A 16,071-nucleotide genomic window follows, 5' to 3' on the forward strand; every position below is an offset into this window, starting at 1 on the left:
CAACAGCTCCCGATTGCTCACCTTTATATTCTGGCAGGGAAGGCTGAGTCTCTGGTTCGACGATGGCACCAGCTTGAGTTCCCTTGTACTCTGGTTGTGGAGCTACTTTCTCGGGTTCGACTATTGCTCCAGACTGAGTTCCTGTATAGGCTGGGTTATCAGTTTTCTCAGGGGCTACAACAGCTCCAGATTGCTCACCTTTATATTCTGGCAAGGAAGGCTGAGTTTCCGGTTCGACGATAGCACCGGATGGAGTCCCCTGATACTCAGGTTGCGGATCTACTTTCTCGGGTTCGACGACCGCTCCGGACTGGGGACCTGTATAGGATGGCTTATCAGCCGTTTCTGGTTCTACCAAAGCCCCTGATTGAGCACCTCCAACCTCTGGTTCCTGCTTTTCAGGTTCAACAATCGCACCAGCTTGAGTTCCCTTGTACTCTGGTTGTGGAGCTACTTTCTCGGGTTCGACTATTGCTCCAGACTGAGTTCCTGTATAGGCTGGGTTATCAGTTTTCTCAGGGGCAACTATTGCACCAGATTGCTCACCTTTATATTCTGGTAAGGAAGCATGGGTCTCTGGCTCACCTTTTCTTGCAGACTGGGGGGCTTCACTCGGAGCAACTGCCTTCTTAGTCCCCTTCTCTACTATACGTGGCAAGGATTTCTCTACCTTGGTCGAGAGGATCTCGCGAGTAATTTCTTGGTTTTCAACAGTGAAAATACGAACAACCTCAACCTTCTTCCCAACATGACCTTCTTGTTTGACACGAATTGTTCCCTCTGCTAGTTCGGGATTCTCTTGAACCACTTCAGCAAAGTCTAGCTTGGTTTCAATCTCTTGATCTTTGTATAAGAGCTCTGGTTTATTTAAACGACCAGCCAAGACTTCGTCATGAGGATCCACACTAGCAATACCAGACGGCTTTTGATTGGGTGAATCTTGAGAAGGGATTGACTTGTCAGCAGGGCTTGTTGGAGACGGATTTTTCCGCTCATCTCTTACATTTTGCCCACCTTCATTGGACTGGAAATGAGGGTGAACCGTATCGTCTAGTTTCTGATCTCTAGCAACAGTTTCTAACTGATTAATTTTCTTGTCTTGCTTAATATAGCCTAGATAGGTATAACCTGACAGGACTCTTGGCAGAGGCAGACTATCTCCTTGGGATAATTGATATTCTTGATTGTATTGTAGCAAAAGCTGATTTTCAATAGCCTGAACCGAAGAGACCAAACCGCTCCCCATGCCTGTTATCAAAACAACCTTCAACAGTGCTTTCTTCTTGCCTTTCTTTCTCGAAACAGCAAAAATAAGGAGTCCAATCGAAGCGAGGGCTCCACCCGAAAGGACGGTAACCAGATTACTGTGCTCACCGGTATGAGGCAACTGACCTAGTTGGGCTTTCTCATCCATACGGTAGACTAGATAATAGGTACTCTCACTATCTTCAGCAATATTAGGAAAATCCTTTACAATCAAGTCCTTCTCATGACTACTCAGTTCTGTATCCGTCACGTATTTGTAGTGAATAGATACATTTTCTTGAGCAAATACGGTCCCACCGCTAGCAATAGACACAAAAAATAAACTAGAAATTGAAGCAGACACAAGACCAATCGCCAACTTTCGTAAGGAAAAACGATGCTGCTTCTCTCCAAAAAACTTTTTCATTCTATATCCTCTCTATTATTTTATCCATTTCAAAATAGAAGAAGCATTTTGCTTCCTCACTCAGATAAACTTACAAGAAACAAAAATACTTCTATATATATTTTGATATATTCAATCTACAACCATCATTATACTATAAAAAGAGTTCCTTGTCTCAAATAAATGCTTTAGATTTTATGAATGAAATAGCTTATTTATCCTGTAAGATTTTCCGTCAATTGGTAACAAAAGAATAAGGCTAACCGCCTTCATACTGTAATAAGTATTTCTAACAAAGATTCAATTCATTCCACCTCAGTTCGAAAGATATGATTCTTCAATTTCGAATTTTTTCAAAATTTCAAAGTATAGGAATTGCCAATAATTGTCATAATTTCTCCCATCTAGTCCACGAATGGGATCAATCCAACAGAACTACCTACGATAAACAATACAGACAGTGCAGGAGTCACACGCTCATCGCCCTTGAAATACACAATAGCCACAATTCTTAAAACTAAAATAGTAACTTTCATCAATCATGAAATCATTGAAAAATCGTCAACGCCCTTCAATTAGCCTATTCTAACTCCAAATCAGAAGCGACCAATAACCTCATCAAACTTATCAAGCGAAATTCCTTTGGTTTTCGAAACTTTGAAAACTTCAAAAAACGATTTTTATAGCTCTGAACATCAAAAAAAGAAAGGACGAAATTTGTCCTTTCTCTATCTTAGCTTTTCTTTAATCCACTACTGCTGACAAAAAACCAATTTTAGAGTTTCTCTATTTACTCTAGTTGACAAAAACTCTATTTATAGTTCAACCTTAAATTTTTTGAGGCTTCCTAAAAATAATGAAGCACCAACAACAATGACGATTCCCCCTATCCATCCTAAGAATGGAACCAATGCAAGTGCAGAGCCAACAATTAATAAGACTGAGGGTGCAATAGAAATTCTATTATCATCTTTATAGTATATTAGTGAGAGAATACCTAGAATTAAAATTCCAATTTTTACTAAACTAAAAATAATAAAAATAATTCCTAAGATGACACCAACAACTTCTTCATCATCAAATATAGAGGCAATCATAATTATAATAATTGGCAAAATGGTTAGGATAGTTCCTGTAACTAAACCAATGATACCATCTAATTGAGCAAGTGTTTTCTTTTTCATCAATACTTCCTTTTCATTAAAAATTAATATTATACATTAATTTTGTTTAATATTTTCTTTTATATCAAACTAAAATACACACACAGAAAACATTTTCAATCTATCATTCGATTATTTCTCTTCAAATCCTTCTGCTACTGCGTCTGCAAAGTTTTCTTCTACGATGCTTGCACAGTGGTCACAGATGACTGCGTGGTAGCTGCGTTCTGCTGTTGTTGGGTCGATTCGACGGCAACGGTCACATACTTCACCTGCAGCGCGTTCAACAGTGAAGGCCACATCTTCGAAGCTAACAGCAGTTTCTGGAGCTGGTCCTTCTGCGATGGTCAATTCAGACACGATCAAAAGTTGAGCTACATTGCTGTTTACTGCTTCGAGTAGAGTTTTCACAACTTCGTTTGGATAAACTGTCAAGTGTGCTTCAAGTGATTTACCGATTACTTTGGCATTACGAGCTTCTTCCAAGGCTTTTTGAGCTTGTCCACGGAAATCCATGAAGGCTGCCCAGGTATCCAAGATTTCTTCTTGGTTAGCAAACGTCTCTGCTTCTGGCAATTCTGACAATTGAACGAAGTCTTCTGTTTCAAACTCAAGGTATGACCAGATTTCCTCTGCTGTATGAGGAAGAATTGGTGTCAAGAGTTTGGTGATTTTCACAAGAATATCATAGAAGACAGTCTGCATTTGACGGCGTTCCAGTGATTTGGCACCTTCGATGTAAACAACATCTTTAGCAAAATCAAGGTAGAAGGCTGACAAGTCAACGTTGATAAAGTTTACCAAGGCCTTGTAGATTGTCAAGAATTCAAAGTTTGCATAAGCATCACGAATGGTCTTGACAAGCTGGTTAAAGCGAATCGTCATGTACTTATCAACTGAACGAAGTTCATCGTAAGCGACTGCATCTTGAGCTGGGTTAAAGTCAGATGTATTGGCAATCAAGAAACGAAGGGTGTTACGAATCTTACGGTAAGTTTCAGAGACTTGGCTCAAGATATCCATAGAGATACGTACATCATTGCTTGAGTCAACACTTGTTACCCAAAGACGCAAGATTTCAGCACCAAATTGTTTTTCAACATCGCTTGGAGCAATGGTATTTCCAAGAGATTTAGACATCTTCTCACCTTTACCGTCAAGGGCAAAACCTTGTGACAAGATTTGCTTGTAAGGTGCTACGCCATGGTTGGCAACAGATGTGATGAGTGATGAGTTGAACCAACCACGGTATTGGTCAGAACCTTCCAGGTAAAGGTCTGCTGGGTAAGTCAACTCAGGACGGTTTACTACAACTCCATTCCATGATGAACCTGAGTCAAACCAAACGTCCATGATATCTGTTTCTTTTTTGAACTCACCATTTGGTGAACCTGGATGAGTAAATCCTTCTGGTAAGAGGTCTTTAGCATCACGTTCCCACCAAATGCTTGAACCATGTTCCTCAAAGAGTTGAGCCACGTGTTCAATAGTTTCAGCAGTCATAATAGCTGTACCGTCTTCTGCGTAGAAGATAGGAAGTGGAACACCCCAAGCACGTTGACGAGAGATAACCCAGTCGCCACGGTCACGAATCATATTGTAAAGACGGACTTTACCCCATTCTGAGTGGAACTTAACCTTTTCAATTTCATCCAAGATTTCTTGACGGAATTTAGAAACTGAGGCAAACCATTGTGGTACTGCACGCCAGATGATTGGTTTCTTAGTACGCCAGTCAAATGGGTATGAGTGAGAGATTTCTTCTTGGGCAAGAAGGAGGTTACCAAGTTTCTCGATAACAGTTGGAACTACCTTTTCATAGAATTGACCTTCAAACTCAGGACCAGCATTAGCCATCATGATACCACGTTCGTCAACAGTCACTGCGACTTCAAGACCATTAGCAATACCGACATTGTAGTCATCCTCACCAAAACCAGGGGCTGTATGGACAATACCAGTACCAGAGTCAGTCGTAACGTGGTCACCAAGGATCACCAACTCATCTACGGCTGTATCCCATGGGTGTTCGGTTACAATGTGGTTCAATTCTTGACCACGGTAAGTTGCTAAAACTTGAACATCAACCCAGCCAAATTTCTCAGACAAGCTAGTCAACAATTCTGCAGCAACCACAAACTTACGAGCTTCACCAGCAGGTTGAACCAAAACGTAATCAATATCTGCACCAACAGTCAAACCACGAGAAGCTGTGATGGTGAATGGAGTAGTTGTCCAGACAACGATGTAGGTATCTGTATCTAGAACGCCTTTGCCATCTTTTACCTTATTGGCATAGTAAAGGGAAGTTGAAACCAAGTCATGGTATTCAATCTCCGCTTCAGCAAGAGCCGACTCAGATGACCAAGACCAGTAAACTGGCTTGGCACCACGGTAGATATAACCTTTATTAGCCATCTCACCAAATACACGGATTTGGGCTGCCTCATAGTCAGGAGTCAAAGTCACATATGGATTTTCCCAGTCACCAGAAACCCCCAAACGTTTAAAATCTTCACGTTGTTTATCTACTTGAGAAAGAGCATATTCACGACAAAGTTTCAAGTACTCAACCAAGTCCATTTCTTTACGTTTGATACCTTGTTTTGCCAAAACTTGCTCGATTGGCAGACCATGAGTATCCCAACCTGGAATATAAGGAGCATAAAATCCTGACATTGATTTTGAACGAACAATGATATCTTTTGAAATCTTGTTCATAGCGTGTCCAACGTGGATATTTCCGTTCGCGTATGGAGGGCCATCATGCAAGGTGAAATGAGGTTTTCCTTGGTTCAATTCTTGACGACGTTGGTAAAGTTTTGCATCTTCCCATTCCTTTTGCCAAACTGGCTCTTTGGTAGGAAGTCCTGCACGCATTGGGAAAGCTGTTTTCCCAAGGTTAAGGGTATCTTTGAGTTTCATGGTATCTCCTTTATAAATAATAACAAATTAAAAACCACGACTTCTAAAAAGGACGAAAATCGTGGTACCACCTTTGTTCGAAAAAAGACTCAGCTTTTTTCCTCTTATCCCGTAACGTGGGGAACGTCAAATCTTACTAGCTTCAGACTTGAATTTTTGAGAGGATAATCTTATCGTTAGGGAATACAGGACTCACACCATCTCCTGCTCGCTGGAAATATAAGGATAAAATATTGTTCTCACATATCACTATTCATTATAAGATTAGGACAGATTCTTTATTTGTATCTTCCTCATTCGATGAAGGGCCTTCGACTTCAACTGGCTCTAAATGTTCTTCTACATAATGATCTTGTTGAGCTTCAAATTCAGCTAATTCTCTATTACCAGCCTCAATTCGAGCTTGTAACTCAGCCATTTCTTCAGGTGTAAATTGACGAGTCATATCGATTGGTTCTTCTTCTGGTTGTGAATATACCGATTCACCAAGAACTTCACCAACAACTTCTTTAAATGCTTCATCACTTGTCTGAAGGTAGGTAGCTGTTGGGCGCAGAATATCCTCCCAATCTGATGATTCAACAATTGCTAACTGACTCTCAATTGTAGATTTGAGACGTTGGTGGAAGACACGGCTTTTGTTCTTCAATTCTTCAGTCTCAACAGCAACTTTCTTAGCATTATCAGTAGCTTGACGCAAGATCTCATTAGCCTTATATTTTGCTTCTTCAAGCAAACGTTGGGCATCTTGCTCTGCCTGTTGGATAATATTATTAGAACGATCTTGAGCAGCTTGTTTCACACGCTCTGCCGTATCTTGAGCAATCAATACTGATTGACTCAAAGAATCTTTCATCTCATCAAAGTAAGACAAACGTTCTTCCAAGCTCTTGATATGCAACTCTTTATCATGATTGCTTCGAACTAAATCTTCATAATCACGAACAACGATTTCAAGAAATTCTTCAACTTCTTCTGGATCAAAACCTCTAAATCTTGTACCAAAGGTTTTATCTTTAATTTCTAATGATGTAATTGGCATATTATTCCTCACTTACTTAATAATAATTGGACCGTTAATTTCTTTTTATCTTTTTTTGTTTGCCCATTATCTCTAACAAGTTTCAATCGACCAAATTTCCTCACACTAATCAAATCACCAACTTGAACTGCATAATCTGATTTTTCAACTAAATGGTAATTAACTTGGACTGCCTGTTTTTCAATTAACTGACTTGCCTGATTTCTAGACAGCTTTAAGACACCTGCTAGAAAAACATCTAATCTAGAACTAGCAATACAAATATCTAATTCTTGATAATCTTCTACTGTAGCAATTTTCTCAGTAAAATCCCGTTCTTCTAGACGAACCGGTAACCGAGCAATTTTCGTAATGCCGTCTTGAAAAAGGAGAGTAAACTGTCGATTAATGATAATCTGTGCTCTCTCTTCGTTGACTAAGATATCACCAAATAGCTTCCTATCAATTCCTAGCTTGTTTAAAACAGTTCCTAATATTTTTGCATGTGTTAACCGCTCAAACTTATTAGGATAGACAATTTCTTGCAAGGAAAGTTCAAAATCAGAGAATTCTGGCTCAAAATAATCAGGATACAGGAGAACCCGTACATATTCAGTTTCAAGAAACTGCCGACTGCTCATGTAGGAGATGCCGTTGGTTGATGCTAGCACCTTTAAAATCTTTTCTTGATGGGGATTTACAAAGGGTGTTAAAAAAGGAGAATACGAATCTTCTACCTTTTTTATCCATTCTACTCCCTTATCAATAAAAGACGAATCATTCTTAGAAAAGTGTTGATAAATCATCTTGTTCATAGAAAGATCACTAAAAGTCGAATCAACTGTTCCCCTAGGAAGTGAACTAGTAATACCGCAATCCAGACAGACAAATCAAGACCTACAATCTGGAGGGGTAAACGTTGCAAGGGAGCTACTATCGGTTTCACTAAACTAATAATCAAGCGTCCAAGACGTGATTCATAAGCATTGGGAAACCAAGACATCAGAGCAAACACGATTAAAATCAGTGAATAGATATCCACTGCATTTTGAACAAAACGAATGAGAAAGATCATTATCTTACTCTCGTACGTTTCATATCAAAGCCAAATTCACCATTTTGTGATTCATCTGGAATTTTGATATCTTCAATATTGACGACAACATCAACTGGTGTCAGCAGGTACATAGTAGATGCTACCTTTTTCATGTTACCAGCTAAAACGTGGCGTGCCCCATCCAGATAGTCCAAACAACGACGTGCTTGAACTTCTGTCATATATTGGAAATCAATCAAAATACTTTCGTTACCAGCTAATAAATCAACAATATCTGTGGCATCTTCGTATTTACGTGGATAACGAACATCAATTGTCACCTTATCAGTAGAACGTTGACTTTGCATAGCTAACTCTTGTTGACGGGCATGAAGACGAGTGATGTTTTTATCTTTAGATGGCGTACTAGCAGCTTGTTGAGGCAACTCTTGAACAGAAGGGACTGGAGTCACAATCGGCTCTTCAGCTTTAGACTGGTATGCAGTACCAACATCTTCTCCATCTTCTGTAAAATAATCTATAAATTTATCAAATCTATCTTTTAAAGACATATTTCTTTCCTATTTAAAAAATGCTGTACCAATTCTGACAAATGTTGAGCCAAATTCAATCGCTTCCTTGTAGTCACGACTCATACCCATACTCAAGTCCGTCATTGGCATATTGGGAATTTGTTTTTCTCTAATTTCTAGTTGCAAATCCTGCGTAGCTTTAAAAATTTCTTTCAACTCATCACTACTAGCTTCAAAAGGAGCCATGGTCATCAAGCCGACATATTCGATTTTATCTAAGGTTGCTAATTCCGGCAAGAACTCTAATAGTTCTTCCCTTGAAAAACCATGTTTGCTCTCCTCCCTTGAGATATTTACTTGTAAGAAACACTTAACAACTCGGTCACTTCTTTTTTGAATTTCCTCTGCTAGCTTTAATGAATCCAAAGCGTGGAAATAATCAACATACTGAATGACGTCTTTGACCTTGCGTCTTTGCAAGGTTCCAATCAAATGCCAGGTAATATTTCTATCTTTTAAAGCTTCATATTTCTCAAGAAATTTATCCACACGATTTTCACCAATATGATGCACACCTAGCGGAAGCAAAGCCTCCGCTGTCGGTACGTCTACATATTTTGTAACAGCAACAACCGAAACAGAATTGGTTTCTCTTCCTGACTGCTGACTTGCATCTTTTATTTGTTGAAAAACACGTTCTGTATTTTCTTTCAAATTCATTTACTTAACGATTTTTGAAAAATGGAGGAGTGTCTAATTCATCCTCATCGTGTAAAGATGGTGCTTCGAAACGTTCAACTGGTGATACAACTGAATCAGTCGGACGAACAATTGTCTCACGACGCAAGTCCCAATCACCAAATGCTGAAGTTTGAGAAGTTTCTGTACGGCGAGGTGCTGGACTTGGAATTTCTGCAGTTTCAGCCATATCAAAGTGACGATTATGATTGTGTGCATGGCTAGGACTTGCTTGCTCATGACGAACAGCTTGTCTTGGTGCATGACCAACAACTTTTTCAACACGATCTTGGCGAACACCAGTTGCCACAACTGTAACACGGATTTCATCTTTCATGTTTTCATCGATAGATGTTCCGAGCCAGATATTCACTCCTTGGCCAGCTGCTTGGTTGACGATCTCTGAAGCTTCTTCTGCCTCAATCAAAGTCAAGTCGAGACCACCAGTAACGTTGACGATGACATCCTCAGCACCGTCAATAGTTGTTTCAAGAAGTGGTGAGTAGATTGCCTTACGAGCTGCTTCTACCACACGTTCTTCACCACTACCGATACCGATACCCATTAGGGCGTTTCCTTTATTTGCCATAACTGTTTTCACATCGGCAAAGTCAAGGTTAATCAAACCAGGGTTTGTGATCAAATCAGTAATCCCTTGAACACCTTGGCGAAGGACATTATCTGCTTCGCTAAGAGCTTCAAGAAGTGGAGTTTTCTTATCAACAATTTCAAGCAAGTTGTTGTTTGAAATAATCAATAGAGTATCTACATGTTCACGAAGTTGATTGATTCCTTCGACAGCATACTGACCACGTTTGCTTCCTTCGAAACCAAAAGGACGTGTCACAACACCAACTGTAAGAGCACCTAAATCTTTAGCAATGCGGGCAATAACAGGAGCTGCACCAGTACCAGAGCCACCTCCCATACCTGCAGTAATGAAGACCATATCTGCTCCAGTAATAGCTTGAGTCAAGGCTTCTTCGCTTTCTTCAGCTGCCTTTTGACCAACTTCAGGTCGACCGCCAGCACCCAAACCACGAGTCAATTTAGGGCCTAACTGAATTACAGTCTCAGCTTTTGTACTACTCAAAGCTTGTACATCTGTGTTTGCTGCGATAAATTCTACGCCTGCAACACCTTCGTCAACCATGCGGTTAATGGCGTTTCCGCCACCTCCACCAACACCGATTACTTTAATAACTGCACCTTGAGCTGCTGCTGTATCAAATGAAAATGTCATAGTTTATTTTTCCTCTTTTATTCATCAAACATGCTTCCGATTAAGCCACGGAAACGATCTGCGATTTTTGGTTTATTTTGAGAAGATACTTTATCTTCTTTCGGAGCAACTACGTTCGTAGAAGCTGACTGCTCTACCTCAGTATTTTGAACTGGTTGAATAGGGGTAGGTTGTGCTACCTGCGTAACGCGTTGAATCATCCCACCAAAATTAATTGGTTGGTGACGCAAAGTATCTTCACCCTTGACTGCTCGTTGCGCTAATAAATGCACCTCAGTCAATTGACCAGCAAATTCAGACAAGCTAATCACATGAGCGAAGGCAGGATTACGGATTCCAACTTGATTTGGAACGTAAAGTTTAACACCAACGCCAAATACTTCCTGTGCAAGTTCTACAATACCTGGTAAAATAGCATTTCCACCAATCAGAACAATCCCACCTGGAAGATCCAACAAATGTCTTCTTTCCAACTCTTGTTTGATTTGTTCAAAAATGTGTTTAATGCGGGCTGAAATAATCTCTGCTAGGTAGCTTTCTGTAACTTCTACAGGCTCTACTTCACCAATCACTTCAACTTGGAAGGTTTCATTGCTTGCAAGTGAAGGGTAGGCTTCACCATAGTTCAATTTCAATCCTTCAGCTAGTTTTTGTGAAGTCTTCAAGACTTTAGAGATATCTTTTGTGACATAATCTCCACCTTCTTGAAGAATATTTGTAAACTGGAGTTCTTGGTTACGGATTGTAGCAACAGTTGTTTGACCTGCTCCCATATCAATCACCGTAGCTCCAAATTCACGCTCTCCTTCATTCAAGACTGAACGAACCAAAGCCAATGGTGAAATAATAATATTTTCAACCTGAACACCTGAGCGCTCAACTGTCTTGCGTAAATTGTGAAGAATAGTACGTGGACCTGTGTAAAGCAAACCACGCATTTCAAGACGAACCCCCATCATGCCACGCGGGTCACGAATACCTTGGAAGCCATCTACGATAAATTCTTCAGGAATAAAAGTAATGACTTCACGATCTGGTGTCATACTCTTTGTCAAGGCTGATTTAACAACATTTTCAACATCTTGATCTGTAATTTCTTTTGTATCAGATGTAACTGGAATCATTCCTTGAGTTGGTTCTACTTGCAAAAGATTGCCAGGCAAACCAACATTCACTGATTTGATTGAAATGCCAGCTTTCTCTTCTGCTTGGGAAATAGCTGACTTGATAGCAGTTGCTGCTGCTTCAATATCAACGATAATCCCATCCTTTACACCTTTACTCTTGGCATTACTTACACCAATTACATTTAGTTCACCATTTCTAAGCTCGGCAACCAACACCTTAATCGAATTGGTTCCGATATCTAAGCCTGTAAAAAAACCATCTCTAGCCATTACATCGCATCCTCTCTCTTCCAAGTTTCAAACTTCTATTCAATATAGCTAAAACAGGGCATAGCTATTCACAGAATATTATAACACAAAAAATCCAATCGTGCTTAGTTTTTCCTAAATTTACTTACCATTTTTTTACATTCGCTCATCATATTTTTGTATTTTCCAAACAAGTTATAAAAATTTAGATTTATGAAAAAAGAAAGCTTGATTTTAAGCTTTCTTTGCAATCATTTTTTCTGCTTCTTGTTCTAAAAATAGTTCCAAGATTTTCTTAGTCAAAGTTATTGCAGCAGACAAGGCTATAGAAACAATCAAATAATTAGCTACTAAGCCATGGTCTCCAACCAATGGTGGTTTTGTCAAGAATCCGTAATCTCCACCTGTTACTAAATTGACCACAAAAATTAAGGCATTTAGAGCAAAAGTCATGAGAAAAATTCTTTTCACATCTAGCATTCTCGAGTCGTACTGTCTCAATAGATAAACTAGAGAGTTCCCCAAGAGAGCTAAGTGGCCAAAGATAAAGGATAAAATCGCAATATGTGGAAAAGGATAGGCATCTGGCACTGGATAAACAAAGGCTGCTAATGTCCCAAATGTTCCTAGTAATGCAAAATACTGCCTATATTTAGACTGACCAGGAAGCAAAAGCACCACAAACATAGCCATACGGCAATGGTAAAAAGGTAAACTTTCTGATAGCGGCATATGATTGATCCAGTACCAACCGTAAAGGAGGATTAACTGAACTGCTTGTAAACTCTGGAAAAATCGTTGATAAGCCTTCTTTTCACGATAACGATAGGCTGTATAAAAGGTCAAGGCCAAGAGTGTAAATATACTGACATACCAAAAAAGATCAAACTTGGGTGGCTCTGTTGCTTGGGTCGTAAAGAAAATATCCCATAAATTCATCTAGTCTTCCTCATGATTCAAAATTTTTCTGCATTTTATTATACCATGCTATTTAAGAAAAATGAATTTAGAAATACGATAATCATCTTCTTAGTCAAGATATTGCTCCCTCTGACCTTGATAAACCTGCCAAAGAATCTCTATTTGCTCCTTGGTAATGCGTTTTTCAGACAAGTTCGGCAGCTGGTCAATGGCAAAAAATTGAAGTTCAGCAATTTCTTGATTTTCTTGAAATTGTCCATCGAGAAACTTACATTCAAAAATAAACTTTGCATATTGTTTGCTCTGTAGTTGGAAACGATTGGTATCAAAAACAGCTAGTAGTCGTTCAACTTTGGCTTTAAAACCGGTTTCTTCTTCAATTTCCTTGAGAATATTTTCAGTTGGTGAATAACCGACCTCGCCAAAGCCACCTGGCAAAGCCCAATCATCCTCTCCTTGTCCCCTAACCAGACAAATCTTCTCATCCTCAACAATCCAAGCACGGACGTCCATTAAAGGAGTCGCATAAGCTGAAGTCGGTTTCAAGACTTCTGCAACTTCTTCTGCATCAAGGTCTGATGCCTGATTCAACATTTCAGATAAAAGGCCTCGCAAGTCTTCGTAGCGCTCACGGTCGAAAGGATCTTTTGTAAAGGTTAATCCAGTATCCGTAATGGCTAGCATTCTTTGCAGATACTTGACAAAATCACTAGCATTCATTTTCTAAACTTTCTACCAGCTTAGCTAGATTCATGGAGTTAGAGCCCTTGAGCAAGATTTGGTCATTAGCTCCTAGACTTTCCTTAACTTGCTTAACTAGGGCTTCAAATTGATCCTCGTCAGCTGTTTTTTTGAAGTAGTAAACATGGCCGATTGGGAACATTTGACTGGCCAATTGGGCTAATTCGGCAATGTCTTCTCCATAGAAAATAAGGGTATCAAGCACATCTGGAGAAAGGCTCAAAATCATCTGGTTATGGAGCTGAACGGACTGGTCACCGAGTTCCTTCATGTCTGCCAAGACAGCGATTTTCTTGCCCCCTTCATTGGCTGGAATGGCAGAAAAAGTTTCTAAAATCAGCTTCATAGCAGTTGGATTGGCATTGTATACGTCAGACAAAATATCTGCTCCATTGGCTGCTTTCTTCCACTCAGTACGGTTACGCGTCAATTCAAGATTTTGGAAGGCCTGACGAATTTGTTCCTCTGAAACTCCTTCTTGTAGGGCAACATAGGATGCAATCATAGCATTGGTGGCATTGTACTTACCAGTCACTGGCAAATCGAGGACTTGTCCCAAAAAATTAGTCTTAAAAGTCAGACTGTCCTTACGCTCAATCAAGTCTGTGATTTCCAACTCTGCTCCTTGACCAAAACGGACTACCTTTTTATCAGTTGGCAAGTAGTCCTCTACAATAGTGTCAGCTGGTGCTAAAAGTAAGGAATCAGGTGCCATCCCGTCTGCAATTTGCATTTTTCCTTTGGCAATTTCCGAACGGTCTTTGAAAAAGGCTAAATGAGCCTCTCCAACCAAGGTCACAATAGCTGTTTTTGGATGGGCCAATTCAGACAAGAGATGAATATCTCCCAAGTGATCCTGCCCCATCTCCAAGACCAACTTTTCTGTCCCCTCAGGCATATGGAGAACTGTGTAAGGAAGGCCAATCTCGTTATTATAATTGCCTTGTGTTTTGTAGGTCTTGTAGGTTGTTGATAGCAAGTGCGCTAACATATCTTTGGTCGTTGTCTTGCCATTTGAACCTGTAACAGCAAAGACATCAACTCCTGTTTTTTCAAGATAGTAGGCAGCTAGGGTTTGAAAGGCCGTCAAAACATCAGCTACTAAAATGTAGGGATGATTTGCGATTTCTTTCTCAGACAAGGTTACTGCGGCACCATTTTCAAAGGCTGTTTCGATAAAGTCATGACCGTCACGAGCACCTTTGAGGGGCACAAACAAATCCCCTGCAGCAATCAAACGACTATCAAACTCAGCTTTTTCTAACTGGGTGTCCTCAAAGAGGCTGATATCATTTTTAGCTCCTACAACTTGAGCCACTTCATGAATTGTTAATTTCATTTCTACTCCTTTAAAAAGGGTCGAAACTCGAGAACTCTAGTCACCTTGCAGTGATGGTTCTGGCTCCTACCCTCTCTTTCATTTTTATAGCAAATGCGCTTCGCGCTTGTCAAAACTTTCCTTGGCAAGGTCCACCAAACGCTCGATTAGTTCTGGATAGCTGATTCCCATATTGTCCCAAAGTAGTGGGTACATAGACCACTGGGTAAAACCTGGCATGGTATTAAGCTCGTTTAGGAAAATCTCTCCCTTGTCTGTATAGAAGAAATCGCAACGAGAGAGACCGAGGCCACCAATGGCACGGAAGGCTGTTTCTGCATTCTGACGCATGACAGCTACCACATCATCACTGATTTTAGCTGGGATATCCATGGTAATCTTGTTGTCAATATACTTGGCATCGTAGTCATAAAAGTCAACATCCTTGACTACTTCTCCTGGTAGCGTACTCTTGACATCGTAGTTGCCCAAGAGACCAACCTCGATTTCACGAGCATTTACCCCTTGCTCTACCAAGACACGGCTGTCATATTGGAAGGCAAGTTTCAAAGCTTGACGGAGTTCCTCTTGATTTTCAGACTTAGAAATACCGACACTTGAACCCATGTTTGATGGTTTTGTGAAGACTGGGTAAGTCAATTTTTCTTCAACTTCGGCAATTTTAGCAGTCACATCATCGCCTTCGACAATGGCCACATAAGGAACTTGAGCAATCCCGACAGATTCTAAGACACGCTTGGTCGTGATTTTATCCATGGCAAGACTAGATGACAAGATGTTGCAACCAACATAAGGCATTTTCAAAACTTCAAGGAAACCTTGAACAGAGCCATCTTCTCCCATCGGACCGTGAAGGACTGGAAAGACCACTGCTCCTTCTTCGTAGATGGCACTTGGTGCAACTTTCTTATCCCAATCAATGGTTTCATTGGTCATAAGACGATCCTCTTGACCGGGAGTCTGGCTAAATTCTTGCGTTTTAATAAAGTCACCTGACTGGCTGATGAAGAAAGTCTTGACTGTGAAACGGTCGTAGTTGACCGCACGCATGACACTTTCAGCTGAAAGAACAGAGACTTCACGCTCTGCACTACGTCCACCGTATAAAAGAATAATCGTTTGTTTCATATTATTTGTTCCAATTCTAATAGAATACTTGTTCTTTAGTATATCATATTTGCTTCTTTTTTGAAACTTGTATCTAAAAAAGCCCTCATTTGAGAGCTGAAATTTTACCTATCCACCACTTGAGCTTCAAAGCGTGCTGGTTTGTCGTCTACGGTATCTTTTTCTAGTAAAATTCCTCAACACAACCAGTTGTTCATACAGCATTGTGTTGAGCAAGAAACTACTTTCTCTGGTAAACTATCCATACAAAGTCTGA

Annotated in this window: 14 protein-coding genes and 1 pseudogene; 1 reads left to right on the forward strand and 14 read right to left on the reverse strand. The window is 40.0% G+C overall.

What is annotated here, in order from left to right; all coding sequences use genetic code 11:
- On the reverse strand, nt 1-1,672 hold a 1,672-nt coding region (locus HMPREF2628_RS08040), incomplete at its 3' end, for a G5 domain-containing protein (RefSeq protein ID WP_142350514.1).
- A gap of 533 nt (nt 1,673-2,205) precedes the next feature.
- Between HMPREF2628_RS08040 and HMPREF2628_RS10570 the strand changes: the two are divergent.
- Nucleotides 2,206-2,388 (forward strand): annotated as a pseudogene (locus HMPREF2628_RS10570) (transposase); the annotation flags it as partial.
- 78 nt (nt 2,389-2,466) lie between these two features.
- Here the strand turns inward: HMPREF2628_RS10570 and HMPREF2628_RS08045 are convergent.
- The 13 genes from HMPREF2628_RS08045 to HMPREF2628_RS08105 all read right to left on the reverse strand — a co-directional run bounded on the left by HMPREF2628_RS08045 (nt 2,467) and on the right by HMPREF2628_RS08105 (nt 15,815).
- Nucleotides 2,467-2,835, reverse strand: coding sequence for a hypothetical protein (locus tag HMPREF2628_RS08045; RefSeq protein ID WP_070842853.1), 369 nt, complete (start codon nt 2,833-2,835; stop codon nt 2,467-2,469).
- A gap of 111 nt (nt 2,836-2,946) precedes the next feature.
- Nucleotides 2,947-5,739, reverse strand: a complete 2,793-nt coding sequence (ileS, locus tag HMPREF2628_RS08050; protein ID WP_070842854.1) for an isoleucine--tRNA ligase — start codon at nt 5,737-5,739, stop codon at nt 2,947-2,949.
- Nucleotides 5,740-5,995: 256 nt separating this feature from the next.
- Entirely contained in the window at nt 5,996-6,781 is a 786-nt protein-coding gene (locus HMPREF2628_RS08055) for a DivIVA domain-containing protein (RefSeq protein ID WP_042750728.1), read from the reverse strand.
- A gap of 8 nt (nt 6,782-6,789) precedes the next feature.
- Entirely contained in the window at nt 6,790-7,575 is a 786-nt protein-coding gene (locus HMPREF2628_RS08060) for a YlmH family RNA-binding protein (protein WP_070842855.1), read from the reverse strand.
- Nucleotides 7,572-7,835, reverse strand: a complete 264-nt coding sequence (locus HMPREF2628_RS08065) for a YggT family protein (RefSeq protein WP_070842856.1) — start codon at nt 7,833-7,835, stop codon at nt 7,572-7,574. Before HMPREF2628_RS08065 ends, HMPREF2628_RS08060 begins: the two co-directional genes overlap by 4 nt.
- Nucleotides 7,835-8,368 carry a cell division protein SepF gene (locus HMPREF2628_RS08070; protein WP_049491094.1) on the reverse strand — a complete coding sequence of 178 codons (534 nt, stop codon included), beginning with the start codon at nt 8,366-8,368 and terminating at the stop codon, nt 7,835-7,837. The genes HMPREF2628_RS08065 and HMPREF2628_RS08070 overlap by 1 nt, the downstream gene beginning before the upstream one ends.
- Nucleotides 8,369-8,377: 9 nt before the next feature.
- Nucleotides 8,378-9,049, reverse strand: a complete 672-nt coding sequence (locus HMPREF2628_RS08075; RefSeq protein ID WP_049551588.1) for a YggS family pyridoxal phosphate-dependent enzyme — start codon at nt 9,047-9,049, stop codon at nt 8,378-8,380.
- A gap of 4 nt (nt 9,050-9,053) precedes the next feature.
- Entirely contained in the window at nt 9,054-10,310 is a 1,257-nt protein-coding gene (gene ftsZ, locus HMPREF2628_RS08080) for a cell division protein FtsZ (RefSeq protein WP_000144256.1), read from the reverse strand.
- A 17-nt stretch (nt 10,311-10,327) separates the two neighbouring features.
- Nucleotides 10,328-11,707 carry a cell division protein FtsA gene (ftsA, locus tag HMPREF2628_RS08085; RefSeq protein ID WP_033688313.1) on the reverse strand — a complete coding sequence of 460 codons (1,380 nt, stop codon included), beginning with the start codon at nt 11,705-11,707 and terminating at the stop codon, nt 10,328-10,330.
- Nucleotides 11,708-11,920: 213 nt separating this feature from the next.
- Complete coding sequence (locus tag HMPREF2628_RS08090; RefSeq protein ID WP_070842857.1) at nt 11,921-12,625, reverse strand: YwaF family protein; 705 nt, start codon at nt 12,623-12,625, stop codon at nt 11,921-11,923.
- A 90-nt stretch (nt 12,626-12,715) separates the two neighbouring features.
- Complete coding sequence (locus tag HMPREF2628_RS08095; RefSeq protein ID WP_070842858.1) at nt 12,716-13,327, reverse strand: NUDIX hydrolase N-terminal domain-containing protein; 612 nt, start codon at nt 13,325-13,327, stop codon at nt 12,716-12,718.
- Nucleotides 13,317-14,687 carry a UDP-N-acetylmuramoyl-tripeptide--D-alanyl-D-alanine ligase gene (murF, locus tag HMPREF2628_RS08100; RefSeq protein ID WP_070842859.1) on the reverse strand — a complete coding sequence of 457 codons (1,371 nt, stop codon included), beginning with the start codon at nt 14,685-14,687 and terminating at the stop codon, nt 13,317-13,319. The genes HMPREF2628_RS08095 and murF overlap by 11 nt, the downstream gene beginning before the upstream one ends.
- Before the next feature lie 84 nt (nt 14,688-14,771).
- Nucleotides 14,772-15,815, reverse strand: coding sequence for a D-alanine--D-alanine ligase (locus HMPREF2628_RS08105; protein ID WP_070842860.1), 1,044 nt, complete (start codon nt 15,813-15,815; stop codon nt 14,772-14,774).
- Nucleotides 15,816-16,071: the final 256 nt, after the last annotated feature.

Source organism: Streptococcus sp. HMSC063B03 (genome assembly GCF_001836965.1).
GTDB lineage: Bacteria > Bacillota > Bacilli > Lactobacillales > Streptococcaceae > Streptococcus > Streptococcus pneumoniae_F.